The organism is Pseudomonas sp. TH37 (assembly GCF_016650735.1).
In the GTDB taxonomy this organism is placed as follows: Bacteria; Pseudomonadota; Gammaproteobacteria; order Pseudomonadales; family Pseudomonadaceae; genus Aquipseudomonas; species Aquipseudomonas farris.
The window spans coordinates 90491-107427 of sequence record NZ_JAEKFD010000015.1 but is presented as its reverse complement, the minus strand read 5'-3'; the positions used below and the strand labels follow the sequence as shown (position 1 = coordinate 107427).

General features: G+C 59.2%; 17 protein-coding genes. 8 read left to right on the top strand and 9 right to left on the bottom strand.

The genetic code is table 11. The features are described from left to right. Nucleotides 1–78: 78 nt before the first annotated feature. A complete protein-coding gene (gene earP / locus JFU11_RS27065; protein ID WP_201062661.1) occupies nucleotides 79–1221 on the top strand; it encodes an elongation factor P maturation arginine rhamnosyltransferase EarP in 1143 nt (380 codons plus the stop codon). 48 nt (nucleotides 1222–1269) lie between these two features. After that, complete coding sequence (locus tag JFU11_RS27060) at nucleotides 1270–1839, top strand: elongation factor P (protein WP_007943632.1); 570 nt, start codon at nucleotides 1270–1272, stop codon at nucleotides 1837–1839. A gap of 188 nt (nucleotides 1840–2027) precedes the next feature. On the opposite strand, the gene JFU11_RS27055 is transcribed toward JFU11_RS27060, so the two are convergent. The 4 genes from JFU11_RS27055 to JFU11_RS27040 form a co-directional block, all read right to left on the bottom strand. Next, nucleotides 2028–3041 carry an alpha/beta hydrolase gene (locus tag JFU11_RS27055; RefSeq protein WP_201062659.1) on the bottom strand — a complete coding sequence of 338 codons (1014 nt, stop codon included), beginning with the start codon at nucleotides 3039–3041 and terminating at the stop codon, nucleotides 2028–2030. A 32-nt stretch (nucleotides 3042–3073) separates the two neighbouring features. Next, entirely contained in the window at nucleotides 3074–3493 is a 420-nt protein-coding gene (locus tag JFU11_RS27050) for an organic hydroperoxide resistance protein (protein ID WP_052964019.1), read from the bottom strand. Between the two features lie 351 nt (nucleotides 3494–3844). Next, a complete protein-coding gene (locus JFU11_RS27045; protein WP_201062684.1) occupies nucleotides 3845–4306 on the bottom strand; it encodes a MarR family transcriptional regulator in 462 nt (153 codons plus the stop codon). 69 nt (nucleotides 4307–4375) lie between these two features. After that, the gene (locus tag JFU11_RS27040; protein WP_201062657.1) at nucleotides 4376–5332 is read right to left on the bottom strand and encodes a LysR family transcriptional regulator; all 957 of its coding nucleotides are present in this window, start codon (nucleotides 5330–5332) and stop codon (nucleotides 4376–4378) included. 108 nt (nucleotides 5333–5440) lie between these two features. Here JFU11_RS27040 and JFU11_RS27035 point away from each other — a divergent pair, with 108 nt between their 5' ends. Next, a complete protein-coding gene (locus JFU11_RS27035; RefSeq protein WP_201062655.1) occupies nucleotides 5441–6190 on the top strand; it encodes a sulfite exporter TauE/SafE family protein in 750 nt (249 codons plus the stop codon). Here JFU11_RS27035 and JFU11_RS27030 read toward each other — a convergent pair. Continuing rightward, a complete protein-coding gene (locus tag JFU11_RS27030) occupies nucleotides 6180–7034 on the bottom strand; it encodes a LysR substrate-binding domain-containing protein (protein ID WP_007899911.1) in 855 nt (284 codons plus the stop codon). The two genes, JFU11_RS27035 and JFU11_RS27030, sit on opposite strands and share 11 nt — an antisense overlap. Nucleotides 7035–7130: 96 nt before the next feature. Between JFU11_RS27030 and JFU11_RS27025 the strand changes: the two genes are divergently transcribed. Together JFU11_RS27025 and JFU11_RS27020 are read left to right on the top strand one after the other, a co-directional pair. Further along, the gene (locus JFU11_RS27025) at nucleotides 7131–7346 is read left to right on the top strand and encodes a DUF1127 domain-containing protein (RefSeq protein ID WP_032835366.1); all 216 of its coding nucleotides are present in this window, start codon (nucleotides 7131–7133) and stop codon (nucleotides 7344–7346) included. Between the two features lie 64 nt (nucleotides 7347–7410). Continuing rightward, the gene (locus JFU11_RS27020) at nucleotides 7411–8640 is read left to right on the top strand and encodes a winged helix-turn-helix domain-containing protein (RefSeq protein ID WP_201062653.1); all 1230 of its coding nucleotides are present in this window, start codon (nucleotides 7411–7413) and stop codon (nucleotides 8638–8640) included. A 131-nt stretch (nucleotides 8641–8771) separates the two neighbouring features. On the opposite strand, the gene JFU11_RS27015 is transcribed toward JFU11_RS27020, so the two are convergent. Next, nucleotides 8772–10118, bottom strand: coding sequence for a 3-deoxy-7-phosphoheptulonate synthase class II (locus JFU11_RS27015; RefSeq protein ID WP_008009408.1), 1347 nt, complete (start codon nucleotides 10116–10118; stop codon nucleotides 8772–8774). A 162-nt stretch (nucleotides 10119–10280) separates the two neighbouring features. On the opposite strand from JFU11_RS27015, the gene JFU11_RS27010 reads away from it, so the two are divergent. Further along, nucleotides 10281–11036, top strand: a complete 756-nt coding sequence (locus tag JFU11_RS27010) for a spermidine synthase (RefSeq protein WP_038982217.1) — start codon at nucleotides 10281–10283, stop codon at nucleotides 11034–11036. A 117-nt stretch (nucleotides 11037–11153) separates the two neighbouring features. Here the strand turns inward: JFU11_RS27010 and JFU11_RS27005 are convergent, their stop codons facing one another. After that, entirely contained in the window at nucleotides 11154–11945 is a 792-nt protein-coding gene (locus tag JFU11_RS27005; protein ID WP_123723195.1) for a crotonase/enoyl-CoA hydratase family protein, read from the bottom strand. A gap of 422 nt (nucleotides 11946–12367) precedes the next feature. Between JFU11_RS27005 and JFU11_RS27000 the strand changes: the two genes are divergently transcribed. Further along, entirely contained in the window at nucleotides 12368–14041 is a 1674-nt protein-coding gene (locus JFU11_RS27000; protein WP_007899905.1) for a DEAD/DEAH box helicase, read from the top strand. Between the two features lie 186 nt (nucleotides 14042–14227). On the opposite strand, the gene JFU11_RS26995 is transcribed toward JFU11_RS27000, so the two are convergent. Next, nucleotides 14228–14995, bottom strand: coding sequence for a class III extradiol ring-cleavage dioxygenase (locus JFU11_RS26995; RefSeq protein WP_123723196.1), 768 nt, complete (start codon nucleotides 14993–14995; stop codon nucleotides 14228–14230). 102 nt (nucleotides 14996–15097) lie between these two features. Between JFU11_RS26995 and JFU11_RS26990 the strand changes: the two genes are divergently transcribed. Continuing rightward, complete coding sequence (locus tag JFU11_RS26990; protein ID WP_123723197.1) at nucleotides 15098–15754, top strand: thiopurine S-methyltransferase; 657 nt, start codon at nucleotides 15098–15100, stop codon at nucleotides 15752–15754. Between the two features lie 195 nt (nucleotides 15755–15949). Here the strand turns inward: JFU11_RS26990 and htpX are convergent, their stop codons facing one another. Then, on the bottom strand, nucleotides 15950–16837 hold the full coding sequence (htpX, locus tag JFU11_RS26985; protein WP_201062651.1) for a protease HtpX: 888 nt from the start codon (nucleotides 16835–16837) through the stop codon (nucleotides 15950–15952). Between the last annotated feature and the right edge of the window lie 100 nt (nucleotides 16838–16937).

Genomic DNA, 16937 nt, shown 5'->3' with positions numbered 1-16937 from the left:
GAAGATTAATCGCCGTCGGCTCTTCTGCGCGGGGTAATTTATGCGGACAATCGGCGCCTTTGCCAACGGGAGCCTGGAATGCCTGAAATGAAAACCCGCTGGGATATTTTTTGCACCGTGGTCGACAACTTCGGCGACATCGGTGTGACCTGGCGTCTGGCCCGACAGCTGGTGGCCGAACATGGCGCGACGGTGCGCTTGTGGGTCGATGACCTGCGGGCCTTTGAGCGTTTGTGTCCGCAAATCGATATCAACGCTGCGCAGCAATGGCAGCAGGGCGTCGAGGTGCGACAGTGGTCGGCCGACTGGCAACCCACTGAAGCCGCTGATGTCGTCATCGCCGCATTCGCCTGCCAGTTGCCGAGTGCCTACATGGAGGCCATGGCCGAACGGGAAAAGCCGCCGCTGTGGATGAACCTCGATTATCTGAGTGCTGAAGACTGGGTCGTCGGCTGCCACGGCTTGCCGTCGGTGAAGTACAAGAACGTGCAGAAGTTCTTTTTCTTCCCGGGCTTTCGCAAGGGCACCGGTGGCTTGCTACGTGAAAGCGGATTGCTGGAGCAGCGTCGGCAGTTTCAGCAAAGCCCGCAAGCTCAGCGAGAATTCCTGCAAGGCCTGGGAATTGATCGCGCGCCGAATGCACAACTGATCTCGCTGTTTGCCTACGAAAATACCGGGCTGGCCAGTTGGCTGGACACGATGACGGCCGACTCGACGCCGACTCATCTGCTGGTACCCGAAGGCCGGATTCTTGGCGACGTCGAACGCTGGCTCGGGGTGGATGGGCTGAAGGCCGGGGCGGTGCATGTGCGCGACGCCTTGACCGTGCAAGTGCTGCCATTCGTCCGACAGGATCAATATGACCTGCTGCTGTGGAGCTGCGATTTCAACGCCGTGCGTGGTGAAGACTCCTTTGTCCGCGCTCAATGGGCAGGTCGTCCGCTGCTCTGGCACATCTATCGGCAGGACGAAGATATCCATCTGGACAAGCTCGATGCTTTCCTGGCTCTGTACACCCAAGGCCTGTCCGAGCCTGCCCGCGAGGCGATCAGCGGTCTATGGCGGGCATGGAATGCAGGTGAGACAATGACTGATCACTGGAAATCAACCCGCAAACATTGGCCTGAACTGGAAAAACATGCCGAGACATGGTGTCTGGAACAAGCCTTGCAGGCAGATCTTGCCGCAGCGCTGGTACAGTTTTACCTAAATTGGATATGATACGCGGCCTAGATTTTTGTAAATCCCATCCAAATTCGGATATTCGCAATGAAAACTGGTAAAGAACTGAAACCCGGTACCGTGATCCGTCTCGAAAACGATCCTTGGCTGGTTCAGAAAGCTGAATTCACCAAGTCGGGTCGTAACAGCGCGATCATGAAGACCAAGCTGAAAAACCTGCTGACCGGTTACAAGACCGAGATCGTTTACAGCGCCGACGACAAGCTGGACGACGTAATCCTCGACCGCAAAGAAGCGACCCTGTCCTTCATCAGCGGCGACACCTACACGTTCATGGACACCACCGACTACACCATGTACGAGCTGAACGCTGAAGACATCGAAGCCGTTCTGCCTTTCGTTGAAGAAGGCATGACCGATGTTTGCGAAGCGATCTTCTTCGAAGAGCGTCTGGTTTCCGTAGAACTGCCGACCACCATCGTGCGTCAGGTTGACTACACCGAAGGTTCCGCTCGCGGTGACACTTCCGGCAAGGTGATGAAGCCTGCCAAACTGAAGAACGGTACCGAACTGTCGGTTGCTGACTTCATCGAAATCGGCGACATGATCGAGATCGATACCCGCGAAGGCGGTTCCTACAAAGGCCGTGCTAAATAAGCACAGCTTCAGGAATGAAAAAGCCCGACCATTGAGTCGGGCTTTTTTGTGGCCGAAGATCAAGATCAAAGAATCGCAGCCTCGTTTCACTCGACAGTTCCTACAGGGGAATACGAAACCATGTAGGAGCTGTCGAGTGAAACGAGGCTGCGATCTTTTGCTGCGTTACCCCCAATCCTGTAGGAGCGTTATTTCAGGTGTTGCTTGAGTTCTTCGGACGCTTGCAGCATGGCCGAGCGCACCGCGGGCACCTGGCTCACTACGTTGAGCAAACCGTAGTCGTGGATCATGCCGTTGTAGCGCACCGCCGTGACCGGTACACCCGCCTCGTCGAGTTTGCGGGCGTAGGCTTCACCTTCATCGCGCAGGACATCGGCGCTGGCCGTCTGCACCAGCGCGGGTGGCAAGCCTTTGAGTTGCGCGGTGGTCGCTCGCAGCGGTGAGGCGTAGATCTCGTTCCGTTGTTTGGCGTCGGTGGTGTAGTTGTCCCAGAACCACTTCATCATGTTTTTGGTGAGGAAGTGCCCCTCGGCGAACTGGTTGTAAGACGCCGTCTCGAAGCTGGCGTCAGTCACCGGCCACAACAACACCTGGAATTTGATCGCCGGCGTGCCTTTGTCTTTGGCCATCAGCGCAACCACAGCCGCCATGTTGCCACCGACGCTGTTACCCGCCACGGCCAGACGTTTGCCGTCGACGTTGATCTCTTTACCGTGCTCGGCCACCCACTTCGTCGCGGCGTAGGCCTGGTTGATCGCCACCGGGTAATGCGCTTCTGGCGACGGGGTGTAATTCACGAATACCGCCGCCGCGCCCGAACCCGTTACCAAGTCGCGAACCAGTCGTTCGTGGGTCGGGAAGTCCCCCAGCACCCAACCACCGCCGTGAAAGAACATGAACACCGGCAGCTCGCCTTTGACTCCGGCCGGCCGAACGATGGTCAGGCTGATCGGTTGGCCGTCGACCTGGATGGTCTTCTCGCTGACATCGGCTTTGGGCAGCGTCAGTTTCACCCCGGCCTGCGCACCCACCAACACCGCACGGGCTTCGGCTGGCGTGAGCTGTTCCATCGGTTTGCCGGTTCCGGCATTCAGTACATCGAGGAACGCCTGGGTGGTGTGTTCAACCCCATTGCCTGCGAATGCACTGTTGATGGACAGGGCGAGAAGAGTACCGGTCAAGACTTTGCTGAAAGTGTTCATATTCATTTTCTGTTCGACCTTGGAGTCAGCAGTTAGACGGTAACGTGCAGGCGCACATCGACGTTGCCACGGGTGGCGTTGGAGTACGGGCAAACCTGGTGGGCAGCTTCGACCAGGCTTTGTGCATCGGCTTGCTCAAGACCCGGCAGGCTGATGTGCAGGTCGATGTCCAGACCGAAACCGCCAGGGATCTGGCCGATGCCGACATGGGCGGTGATCGACGCGTCGTCCGGGATTTTGCGTTTGGTCTGGCTGGCGACGAATTTCAGCGCGCCGATGAAGCAGGCGGAGTAGCCGGCTGCGAACAGTTGTTCAGGGTTGGTTGCTGCGCCGCCAGCACCACCGAGTTCTTTCGGGGTGGCGAGTTTGACGTCGAGGATGTTGTCGCTGGAAATCGCACGACCATCACGGCCACCGGTGGAGGTTGCGATTGCGGTGTAGAGAGTTTGCATGGTGTGAGCCTCATTCGGATTTTGATGTTTTTGCGCTAAATGTTTGCGCGCTAAGTAAGTGTGAGGTTAATGTAGCTCGCAAGTATTTAGTGCGCAAGATAAATTTTGAAGAAAATTTGACCCGAAGTGAACGTGCTCGACTAAAAGTATTGAGTTAGAGCTGTCGAGGCGGGATTTTTGCGGGGAATTTTTTTCGAGGAAGGGAGGCGAACGAGAGGGAAAGGACACCACAAAATAAATGTGGGAGCGGGCTTGCTCGCGAAAGCGGACTGTCAGCCAGCACTAATACTGAATGATAAACCGCTTTCGCGAGCAAGCCCGCTCCCACAGGGGATCTGGGGTGTTTTGAGGTCAGAGGCTGTCTTGCAGATGACTACGCAGTGCTTGAAGATCCGCTTGCAGCTTCTTCAGCTGTTCCAGCGTTTGTCCGCTGGCGCCGAGGACGCACTGGGGAATGCCCCGTGCCTTGTCTCGCAGTGCACGGCCTTGCTCGGTGAGTTCGACAATCACCACCCGTTCGTCTTCACGGCTGCGGGTGCGGCTCAGCAGGCCTTCGGCTTCCAGGCGTTTGAGCAGCGGGGTGAGGGAACCGGGATCGGTCAGCAGTCGGGTGCTGATTTCGCCGACCGTCAGCCCATCCTTTTCCCACAACACCATCATCGCCAGGTACTGCGGATAGGTCAGGCCCAGCGCTAGCAGCAGCGGCTTGTAGACCTTGGTCATCAGCAGCGAGGTGGAATGCAGGGCGAAGCAGACCTGATTGTCCAGCAGCAGGTCGTCGCAGTTATCCGGAGTGTTGCGCTCGGTGTTCATTTCAAAGCCTTGATCAGTGATCGTCATGAATCTAGCGGGCGAATCTTTAATGCGCCAGATAATTCTGGACTAGTGGCGGTCCAGGTTGGTTTGCAGCGCCAGATCCCACGGCGGGATGGGGCTGAAACGGGTCTTCAGGTATTCCAGCAACAAGCGGCTGCGCGAACTGGGTTGCTGCTCCAGGCGCAACGCATAAATGCCGGTGCTTTCCGGTTTTGGCAGACCGTTTTCGCAGAACAGCGGCAGCAGTTCGCCACGTAGTAAATATTCGCTGGCCAGCCAGGTCGGCAAGTGGGCGATGCCCAACCCGGCCAGTGCGCCGCAGACCAGCGCCTCGGCATTGTTGGCGCTCATGCGGATTCGCGCTGGCCGGTGCAAGTGCATCTGCCCATCACGCTCGAAGCGCCAGGCGAACGGCGGAGCCAGGCCCTCCCAGTCGAGGCCATCATGGTCAACCAGCTGCGCAGGGGCGGTCGGCACGCCACGGCGTTGCAGGTAATCGGGGCTGGCGCAGGCGATGCGCACCATGCTCGCCAGCGGCGTCGCCACCAGCCGGGTGTCGGCCATCTGCCCGGCACGCAACACCAGATCGACTTTGCCCAGGTTCGAGCCCTGCATGTCGACAAAGCTGTCGATCAGGTGCAATTGCACGTCCAGGCCAGGGTAAAGCGTCAGGAAATCGGCAATCACCGGCGCCAAGTGTCGGCGTCCGAAGGCTGCCGGCGCATCCACCCGAATCAAGCCTTCCGGCGCACTGCTAAGAGACACCGCTTCCGCCCGGGCCAGGCGCAGTTCAGCGACGATCCGACGCGCACGCTCAGCAAAAGCCAGCCCGGCCGGGGTGGCGCGCACGGCATGGGTGCTGCGAATGAACAACTGGCTGCCAACGGCGCTTTCCAGGCTGTCGATGCGTCGTGCCACGGCCGAAGGCGTCAATGGATGGCGTCGTGACGCGGCGGAAAAACTGCCGCTTTCCAGCACATCGAGAAACAGGCCAAGTTGTTCGGTCAATTGATTGGGGTTCATGGTTCCTCGGCGCTTGTGCGAAATTGGCATAGCCATTGTGCGTTGCTGTGCGTTTCCCCGCCAGAGCCGACTGCGTAGGATGAACAACCTCACAAAAGGAAATCGCCTGTGATTGAGTTCATGTTGTATCTGGTTTTTGGTGCGGCCTTGGGAACCCTCGGCGGCCTGTTCGGCATTGGGGGCGGGTTGGTCGCGATCCCGCTGCTGGGCGTGTGGTTCGGTCTTGATCAGCAGATCGCCCAAGGCACCGCGCTGGTGATGGTGGTGCCGAACGTGATGCTGGCGCTGTGGCGCTATCACCAGCGCAATCGCATCGAATTACGGCATGCGCTGCCACTGGCCTCGATGGGGTTCTGTTTTGCCTGGATCGGTTCGATCTGGGCGGTGGGTATCGATGCGCAAACCATGCGCTTGGGCTTCGTCGCTTTTCTGATCGCGCTGTCGGCCTACAACCTGATGCGAATGTTCACCACCAACGTACCGGCCTCTTCGCAGATGCGCTATTCCTGGCCGTGGCTGGGGGTGCTCGGCGCGGCTTCCGGGACCATGGGCGGACTGTTTGGAGTGGGCGGAGCAGTGGTGGCAACGCCGGTGTTGACCAGCCTGTTTGGTACCACTCAAGTGGTTGCTCAAGGGTTGGCGCTGGCGCTGGCGTTGCCGAGTACGGGCGTTACCCTGGCGACTTATGCGTTACACGATCAGGTGCATTGGGCGATCGGTGTGCCGTTGGCGGTCGGTGGACTAATGAGCATCAGTTGGGGCGTGAGAATTGCCCACGCATTGCCGGAGCGGCTCCTGCGCGGGCTGTTCTGTGGTTTTCTGGTGGTCTGTGCGGTGATGCTCGCGTTTAAAGTTTGAAGCCTTCGACGATGTGCTCGGCCAGGCATTCGGTGATCGGCGAAGGGTTGTTCAGGTTGCGGATCAGCATGATGCTGGCTTCCGGCAACAGTGGCAGGTCTTCGTTGGCGCCAAGGATGCGCATGTCCGGTGTGATCAGGCTTTCCAGCTGCGCGGTGATCGCCAGGCCCGCGCTGACCACGGCCATCAACGCCGACAGGCTGGAGCTGTTGTAGGCAATCCGGTAGTCGCGGCCCATGGCATCCAGGGCATTGCACGCCCAGAGGCGACAGAAGCAATCACTGTTGAACATCGCCAACGGCAGCGGCGTTTGTTCATGGGCGCTGAAGCATTGAGCTTCGGCCCAGACAAAACGCTCCTTGCGCAGCAGTTGGCCAATCTCGTTACCTGGCTCGCGGGTAACGATGGACAGGTCCAGGTCCTGGCGCTGCAACAGTTGCCGGGTCGATTCGCAATGAACCTCGATCTGGATCAGCGGGTAGAACTGTGCAAAGCGCGACAGGATGCCTGGCAGAAAGCGCATGACGTAATCATCGGGCGTGCCGATGCGCACGGTGCCGACCATATGCGGCTCACGCAGGGTATTGAACACTTCGCTGTGGAGTTTGAGGATGCGCCGCGCATAGCCCAGCAATACCTGGCCTTCGGCGGTCAGCTTGACCTGGCGCCCGTCGCGTTCGAACAGCTGGCGCTGCAACACGTCTTCTTCCAGGCGTTTCATCTGCATGCTCACCGCCGACTGAGTGCGGTTGACCATTTCACCGGCGCGGGTAAAACCGCCCTGATCGGCGATCGCGACGAAGGTGCGCAGTACATCGGTGTCGATACTGGGGTAAGCGGACATTCATCAATCTCCGAGATGTATGCCATCAGAAACATTCGTTGGATTGATCTTATCGCTGGCGCGAGACTTGAGCCATCCCAAAAGGAGGGTAATACGATGAAAGGTCATAACGAGCATGTAACGGAACAAAAATTCTCAATCCACGCGGTATCCGATCTGCTGCACAAGTTTAGTCGCTGGTACGAACTTCACCGTGAACGTGAAATGTTGGCGAGCTTGAGCGATGAAGCATTGAAGGATATCGGCGTGAGCCGTGCGGATGTGGAGCATGAGACGGTAAGACCGTTCTGGGATGATCCGATGCATAAATGATGATGCCATCGCTACACAAACCACTTGCGGGTGAGGTAGGTTGCGAGCAGACAAGGAGATGCTCATGCCCGCCACACTGCCTTTTTCCCTCAAACAGGCTCGGCGTCTGGCGCTGGCTGCCCAAGGGTTCAACGGGCGCCAGCCGCCAGCGGCGATCAAACCGATTCAGCTCAATCGGCTGATCGAACGTCTGGGCATTCTGCAGATCGATTCGGTCAATGCGTTGGTGCGTTCGCACTACCTTCCCTTGTTTTCCCGTCTTGGCAATTATTCATCCGACTTGCTCGATCAGGCTGCCTGGAGTCAGGGCCGTCGACGCACGTTGTTCGAGTACTGGGGCCATGAAGCGTCGTTGTTGCCCTTGTCGATGTACCCCTTGATGCGCTGGCGCATGCAGCGTGCGACCCGCGGCGAAGACATCTATCAACAACTGGCGCGTTTCGGTCGTGAGCAGCAAGACACGATTCGCCGCGTTTTGGCGTCGGTTCAGGAACTCGGTGCGCTGGGGGCGGGCAGCTTGTCGACCCGGCAGGAGCGGGCAGGGCCGTGGTGGGACTGGAGCGCGGAAAAGCATGCGCTGGAATGGTTGTTCGCTGCCGGTGAAGTGACCGTGGCCGGTCGGCGCGGGTTCGAACGGCTTTATGATTTGCCGGAGCGGGTAATTCCTTCGGTGATACTTCAACAGCCTTTGCTTAGCGAGGCCGAGGCTCAGCGCGGCCTATTACTGCACGCCGCCACGGCTTTGGCTGTCGGTACGGAAAAGGACCTGCGGGATTATTTTCGCTTGAGCCCTGCCGATAGCCGGCCGCGTCTGGCGGAGCTGGTCGAGGCGGGTGATCTGCTGGTGTGTGAGGTTGAAGGCTGGCGGCAACCGGCCTATTGCCTGGCAGAGCCGAAAGTACCGCGCAAGGTCGAGGCCAGTGCACTGCTTTCACCATTCGATTCGCTGATCTGGGAGCGCAGCCGTACCGAGCGATTGTTCGATTTCCGTTATCGGCTGGAGATTTATACGCCGCAGCACAAGCGCGTCTATGGGTATTACGTATTGCCGTTTTTGCACCATGAGCGGATTGCCGCGCGGGTCGACTTGCGTGCCGAGCGAGCGTTGGGGCGGTTGGCGGTGCATGCCGTGCATGAGGAAGAGCCGGGGCTGGATGAGGCGGGGATGTTGGCGTTGGCGGTCAATCTGCGGCAGATGGCGGATTGGTTGGGGCTGGGGCAGATTCAGTTGAATTGCCCGCGGGCGAGTGCGGCAAGATTGCGGGTGGCATTGGCACAGATTGGTGGTGATTGAGCTGACGCCATCGCGGGCAAGCCCGCTCCCACAGGGTTTGTGCCAGACACATAATTTGTGAACGGCGCGGTCATTGTGGGAGCGGGCTTGCCCGCGATGGCGGCCTGTCAGGTAATAAAAAACCTACTGACTCACCGCCGAACCTGCTTCAGGGTTTCAGCAATCAAAAATGCCAATTCCAGCGACTGATCGGCATTCATCCGTGGGTCGCAGTGGGTGTGGTAACGGTCCGACAAGCCATCCTCGGTAATCGGCCGCGCACCGCCGATGCATTCGGTGACATTTTGCCCGGTCATTTCGATGTGGATGCCGCCGGCATAACTGCCTTCTGCCTCGTGAACCTGGAAGAACTGCTTCACCTCGCCAAGAATCTGTGCGAAGTCGCGGGTCTTGTAGCCGCTGCTGGCCTTGATGGTGTTGCCGTGCATCGGGTCGGAACTCCAAAGCACCTGCTTGCCTTCACGCTGCACCGCGCGGATCAGCTGTGGCAGGTGATCGCCGACCTTGTTCGCGCCCATCCGCGCAATCAGGTTCAGGCGACCCGGGTCGTTGTCCGGGTTGAGCACATCGATCAGGCGAATCAGGTCTTCAGGGTTCATGCTCGGGCCGACCTTCACGCCGATCGGGTTGTGCACCCCACGCAGGAATTCGACATGCGCGCCGTCGAGCTGACGGGTACGGTCGCCGATCCACAGCATGTGGGCCGAGCAGTCGTAGTAGTCGTTGGTCAGGCTGTCGCGACGCACGAAGGCTTCTTCGTAGTTCAGCAGCAACGCTTCATGGGCGGTGAAGAAACTGGTTTCGCGCAGTTGCGGCGAGCTGTCCATGCCGCAAGCGCGCATGAAGGCCAGGGTTTCATCGATACGATCGGCCAAGTGGCTGTACTTCTCGGCCAGCGCCGAGTTGGCGATGAAGTCCAGGTTCCACTTGTGCACCTGATGCAGGTCGGCAAAGCCACCCTGGGCAAAGGCGCGCAGCAGGTTCAGGGTCGCGGTGGACTGGTGATAAGACTGCAGCAGACGTTCCGGGTCCGGCACACGGCTTTTTTCGTCGAAACCGATGCCGTTGACGATGTCGCCACGGTAGGCCGGCAGCGTCACGCCGTTGATGGTTTCATCGTTGGCCGAACGGGGTTTGGCAAACTGGCCGGCCATGCGTCCGACTTTGACCACCGGGCAACCGGCGGCGAAGGTCATAACGATCGCCATCTGCAGCAACACTTTAAACGTGTCACGAATTTTCGCGGCGGAGAATTCGGCGAAGCTTTCGGCGCAGTCGCCGCCCTGCAACAGAAACGCCCGGCCCTGGGTCACTTCGGCAAACTGACGACGCAACTCCCGGGCTTCACCGGCAAACACCAGCGGCGGATAGCTCGCCAGGGTTTGCTCAACGTGCAGCAAATGCGCCGCGTCGGGGTATTGAGGTTGTTGCTGGATCGGCAGGGCGCGCCAGCTGTCAGGGCTCCAGGGTTGGCTCATTGCAGTCTCTAGTGTTTTACGCTCGGACGGTTATGTTATCAGCAATTAGTGCGTGACCTGTTCCCGTCGCTTCGCGGACAATCGCGCCTTTGCCGCCACCCGCGCGGTCTTATTGCGCTGCTATTTACTGCATTGCAGGCCCGGTAACGATCAGGAGACGAAATGACTGAGGAGCGCGTCGAGCATCTGCTCGCCGAGGTACAGGACGAGTTCGGCGTGATTCGCGTGCTGGAAGTGGCCGATTACCGTTTTCTGGAGTTCGGTGATGCCATCGAACAAAGCTGCGTGTTCACCGCTGACCCGAGCTGGCTCGAGTACGATTACACCCGCGCCATGCTGATTGGCGCGCTGTGCCACGAACAGCCGGAAAGCGCGCTGTTCCTCGGGCTCGGCGCCGGCACTCTGACCCAGGCTTGCCTCAAGTTCCTGCCGCTGGAAGATGTCGAAGCCATCGAGCTTCGCCCGGATGTACCGCGCCTGGCCATCGAATACCTCGGGCTGGATGACGATCCGCGGCTGTACATCCGCGTCGGCGATGCCTTGGAGCTACTCGAAACGGCTGAACCGGCCGATCTGATTTTCGTCGACCTCTATACCGATGTCGGGCCGGGTGTCGGGCATCTGGCCTGGGGTTTTCTGGAAAACTGTCAAAAACGGTTGAATCCGGGTGGCTGGCTGGTGATCAACCAGTGGGCCACCGACGATGGTCGGCCGTTGGGGGCGGCGTTGTTGCGCGGTCTCTATCACCGGCATTACTGGGAACTGCCAGTGAAGGAGGGCAACGTGATTCTGATCGTGCCGTCCGAGCTGGATCAGGAACTGGATTTGGATGGGCTGATCGCGCGGGCTGAAGGCCTGGCGCCGCGATTGGGGTATTCGTTGCAGTCGTTGATCAAGGCGATTCGGCCGGCGACATAAGTCGGCGTCTGTGAGGGCCTCATCGCGGGCAAGCCCGCTCCCACAGTGATTTGCGTCGTTCACGGACTTGTGGGAGCGGGCTTGCCCGCGATGAGGCCCTCATAGTCAATACATCCCTCAAAGCCCTTTGAAGATGCCCGGCCGCTTCTCGATCATCGACTGCACACCCTCCTTGGCGTCCTCGCTATTCAGCAATGTCTTCACCAGCGCCGGCAAGGCCTGAGCTGCCGCCATTTCACCCTCATAACGCGCCTGCCGGGCAGACATCAACGTTGCCTGAACCCCCAACGGTGCCTGCCGGGCAATCCGCTCAGCCAGTTCAATTGCCCGTGGCAACAAGTCCTCGCTGGCCATGACTTCCTGCACCAACCCCAGATGCAAGGCGTCATGGGCGTCGAATTCATCGCCGGTGAGTAGCCAGCGCATGGCATTGCCCCAGCCAGCGACCTGATGCAGGCGCAAGGTGGCGCCGCCGAACGGGAAGATCCCGCGTTGCACCTCCTTCTGGGCAAAACGGGTATTGCTGGCGCACAGGTTGATGTCGGCAGCCAGCATCAACTCGATGCCAACGGTCAGGCAGTAGCCTTGAGCCGCGACAATCACCGGTTTGTTGACCCGAGGGCCTGCGAGCACGCCCCACGGGTCGCAGCCACCGGGCGGTGCCTGCCAGCCTTCGGCCAGGGCCGCGCCGGCGCTGACCAGATCGAGCCCGGCAGTGAAATGCTCACCATGACCGAACACCACCGCGACCCGCGCCTCGCTGTCGGCCTCGAACTCGCCATAGGCCAGACTGAGTTCGTTGATCAGGTCGAGGTCGAAGGCATTGCGTTTGGCCACCCGATCCAGGCCGATCATCAGGACGTGACCGTGTCGTTCACGGGTTACACGACTGGGGCTGGGCTGATTCATGGGACATTTCCTCGGGTGGGGAAGGGGGTGTCAGACTGAAGGTCTGCGTCACAAGAGTGAACCGTTTTAGCGCCATCGTCAGCAGGGCCGGGCCTTTGCAAAATAGACCGTCGCACAATTATCCGCAAAGCCCGTGACACAACGGTATGCGCCGGTTTTTTCCGATAAAAAAAGCTCCCTTTTCGGGCGAATTCCGGTATAGTGCGCGCCGGCCTTTAACCGGGCCGCGTTTAGGTAGCGCAATTCCCCGAAGCCAGCTTCGGCTGCACGTCCGCACAGCGGACTCTTCCTTGACGAATCTTTTTCATTCATTCGTTTTCGCAAATCCCCGCCGACAAAGCAGCCAGGGCGACTCTTGAGTCTTACACGGCATGCGCAGCTTTGGAGCATGGGTCTTTGCGGATGCACTTAGAGGCAGACCCATGACCCAGGAAACCGGCGGCTTCGCCGCTTTTAATCTTAATCCGAATATTCTTGCAGCTGTCATTGCGACCGGCTACGAAGAACCTTCGGCTATTCAGCAGCAATCGATCCCGATCATCATGGCCGGTCACGACATGATTGGTCAGGCGCAAACCGGTACGGGTAAAACCGCCGCGTTCGCCCTGCCGATCCTGCACCGCATCGATCCTGCAAAGCGCGAGCCGCAAGCCCTGATCCTGGCGCCAACCCGTGAGTTGGCGCTGCAAGTAGCAACCGCTTTCGAAACCTACGCCAAGCAAATGCCGGGCGTTACCGTTGTGGCCGTTTACGGCGGCGCCCCTATGGGTCCACAACTGAAAGCAATCCGTAATGGCGCACAGATCGTTGTCGCCACGCCGGGCCGTCTGTGCGACCATCTGCGTCGTGACGAAAAAGTTCTGGCTACCGTGAACCACCTGGTTCTCGACGAAGCTGATGAAATGCTCAAACTGGGTTTCATGGACGACCTCGAAGTTATCTTCAAGGCCCTGCCTGCTACCCGTCAGACCGTATTGTTCTCGGCCACCCTGCCGCAGTCGATCCGTGCCATTGCCGAACGCCATCTGCGCGATCCGCAACACGTGAAGATCCAGACCAAGACTCAGACCGTTACCGCGATCGAACAGGCTCACCTGTTGGTTCACGCTGACCAGAAGACCTCGGCTGTATTGAGCCTGCTGGAAGTGGAAGATTTCGACGCCCTGATCATGTTCGTGCGCACCAAGCAAGCGACCCTGGACCTGGCCAGTGCCCTGGAAGCCAAAGGCTACAAAGCCGCTGCGCTGAACGGTGACATTGCTCAGAACCAGCGTGAGCGCGTGATCGAATCCCTCAAGGATGGCCGTCTGGACATCGTTGTGGCGACCGACGTTGCCGCTCGTGGTCTGGACGTTCCGCGCATCACTCACGTGTTCAACGTTGACATGCCGTACGATCCTGAGTCCTACGTTCACCGTATCGGCCGTACCGGCCGTGCCGGTCGCGAAGGTCGTGCACTGCTGCTGGTGACTCCGCGTGAGCGCCGCATGTTGCAAGTGATCGAGCGTGTAACCGGTCAGAAGGTTGCCGAAGTTCGTCTGCCGGACGCCCAGGCCGTTCTTGATGCCCGCATCAAGAAATTGACCAACAGCCTGTCGCCGCTGGTCGCTGATGCCGAATCGACTCACGGTGATCTGCTGGATCGCCTGACCGCCGACATCGGTTGCACCCCGCGTGCACTGGCCGCTGCTCTGCTGCGCAAGGCAACCAACGCTCAGGCGCTGACCCTGGCCGCAATCGAGAAAGAACGTCCACTGGTGCCGAACAACGCACCGCGTGGCGATCGTCCAGAGCGTTCCGGTGATCGTCCGGACCGTGGTGATCGTGAGCGTCGTGCTCCGGTTCCATTGGCTGAAGGTCGTGCTCGTTGCCGTACCGCGCTGGGTGCGCGTGATGGTATCGCTGCCAAGAACCTGCTGGGCGCCATCCTGAATGAAGGCGGTTTGGCGCGTGAAGCCATCGGCCGCATCCAGGTACGTGACAGCTTCAGCCTCGTCGAGCTGCCGGAAGATGGTCTGGAGAAACTCCTGACCAAGCTGAAGGACACTCGCGTTGCCGGTAAGCAGTTGAAGCTGCGTCGCTACCGCGAAGATTAATCCGCTCTCGAGCTGATTGATCGCACATAAAAAATCCCCGACTGGTTCGGGGATTTTTTTTGCCTGCTGTTTCTGCCCGGCTTTTGAGCGGAGTCGCCCCCATCGCGAGCAGGCTCGCTCCCACATTGGAATGCGTTTCCCTGTGGGAGCGAGCCTGCTCGCGATGAGGACGACTCGGTCTACCTGTCAGCCAAAGCGGTAAATATCCATGCCCAGCGCACCCATGGTGAAACCCTGATGCGCAATGCTGAACTCACCCCCGGCCGCGCGGGCAAAGTACAGCGGCAGCAGATGCTCGTCACTCGGATGGTTCCGCACAGCATTCGGAGCTTGCTGACGATAGTCGTGCAACGCGGCTTCGTCGTTCGCTTCGAGTTTCTCGATCATCCAGTCGCGGAACGCCTTGGCCCAGGGTTCGACGCTTTCCGGGCCGGCGTGCCAGTCCAGTTCGCGCAGGTTGTGGGTGATGCTGCCGGAGCCGATCAACAGCACGCCGTGCTCGCGCAGACTGGCCAAGGCATGGCCGACGCGGGTTTGCAGAGCAGGGCCGCCACGGGTGGGCAGCGAGACCTGCACCACCGGGATATCAGCTTGCGGATACATCAACGACAAGGGCACCCAAACACCGTGGTCGAACGGTCGCTGGCTGTCGACGCGCGCCGGTAGACCATCGGCCTTCAGCAGCTCGACCACCTCCGCCGCCAGTTGCGGATTGCCGGGAGCCGGGTATTGCACCTCGAACAAGGCCTGGGGAAAGCCGCCGAAGTCGTGCCAGGTTTCAGGCTGAGGGTTGCCGCTGACCAGCAGTTCGCTGCTTTCCCAGTGCGCGGAAACCATCACGATGGCCTTGGGTTTCGGCAATGCCGCGGCCAGGCGCGTGAGAGCCGGCCCGCTGGCGCCGGGTTCCAGGGCTAGCATCGGGGAGCCATGAGAGATATACAGGCTGGGGAACATGAATGAGCTCCTGAGAGTAAGATGGCACCATCTTCAGTCAGATCATTGATCTAAATCTAATATAAGTTTTAGGGTCTTTTGATCGAATTTTCGGGGTTAATTATGCAGCCGGAGTTTTGGCACAAGCGATGGGCGTCGAATCAGATCGGCTTTCATCTGCCGGAAGTGAATCCTTATCTGCAACGGTTCTGGCCAGCGCTGAGCCTGGAAGAGGGCGCTCGCGTGCTGGTGCCTCTGTGTGGGAAAAGTCTGGATCTGTTGTGGCTGGCGCATCAAGGACATGAGGTCTTGGGGATTGAGCTGTCGGAAAAGGCCGTGGAGGATTTCTTCAGTGAGCATCAATTTGACCCGGACGTCAGTGAGCAGGGGCCGTTCAAGGTCTATCGGGCGGGGTCGATCGAGTTGTGGTGCGGTGATTTCTTCGAGTTGACGGCAGGCGATGTCGCCGACTGCAGCGGGCTGTACGACCGCGCGGCGTTGATTGCCCTGCCGCCGGCGATGCGTGAGCAATACGCGGCTCATCTGATTCGGATTCTGCCGAAGGATTCTTTAGGGCTTTTGATTACGCTGGATTACGACCAGGCGCAAATGGCCGGGCCGCCGTTTGCTGTGCTTGATGATGAAGTGCAACGGTTGTTCGGCGATGTGTGGGCGCTGAAGATTCTGGAAGACCAGGACGTCCTGGGTGAGAGCTGGAAGTTTCTTGAGGCCGGTGTGACGCGGCTTGAAGAGCGGGTTTATCGGGTTTCCAGCCATTAATATGTGTTGAGTTTGCTGGCCTCTTCGCGGGCAAGCCCGCTCCCACAGGTTTTGTGTAATTCGCCGATTATGTGAACGACACAAGACCTGTGAGCGAGGCTTGCCCGCGAAGAGGCTCCGAAGAGCACCGCACTAATCAAACAGACAAAAAAAGGCCCGCATCACTGCGGGCCTTTTCTTTTAGTGCAGAGCCTGTCAGCCCCGACGACGCAATGCGTCGATGCGCTCTTCCAGCGGCGGGTGGCTCATGAACATGCGGGCGAACCCTTGTTTGAGGCCACCGTTGATGCCGAAGGCATTCAGGGTGTCCGGCATGTGCACCGGCAGCCCTTGTTCTGCACGAAGACGCTGCAGGGCACCGATCATTGCGCTGGTACCGGCCAGGCGTGCACCGGCATCATCGGCGCGGAATTCGCGCTTGCGCGAGAACCACATGACGATGGCGCTGGCCAGAATGCCCAGAACCAGTTCGGCGAAGATGGTCGCCACGTAGTAGGCGATGCCTTGGCCTTCTTCGTTCTTGAAGATCACCTTGTCGACAAAGTTACCGATGAGCCGGGCGAAGAACATCACGAAGGTGTTCACCACGCCCTGGATCAACGCCAGGGTGACCATGTCTCCATTGGCCACGTGGCCGATTTCGTGGGCCAGAACGGCTTTCACTTCATCCGGCGAGAAACGCTCGAGCAAGCCCTGGCTGACCGCGACCAGTGCGTCGTTCTTGTTCCAGCCGGTGGCGAAGGCGTTAGCTTCATAGGCCGGGAAAATCCCGACTTCGGGCATCTTGATCCCGGCTTCGCGGGACAATTGCTCGACAGTTTGCAGCAGCCATTGCTCGTGCCGGGTGCGCGGCTGGCTGATGATCTGGGTGCTGGTGCTCATTTTCGCCATCCACTTGGAGATGAACAGCGAGAACAGGGAACCGGCGAAACCAAAGACCGCACAGAAAATCAGCAGCTGATTGAGGTTGAGATCAACCCCGTTGGCCGCCATGAACCCGTTGAAGCCGAAAAGGCTCAGGGTGATGCTGGCAATCAGCACGACCGCCAGGTTAGTGGCCAAAAACAGCAAAATGCGCATCATGGTTGTAGAAATCTCCTCGTGCTAAAGATGTAGCGTACTGCGGGGTATATAAGGTGCTGCACCGGGCTATTCAACCGAGTGACTATTTCAAACTGTGTCC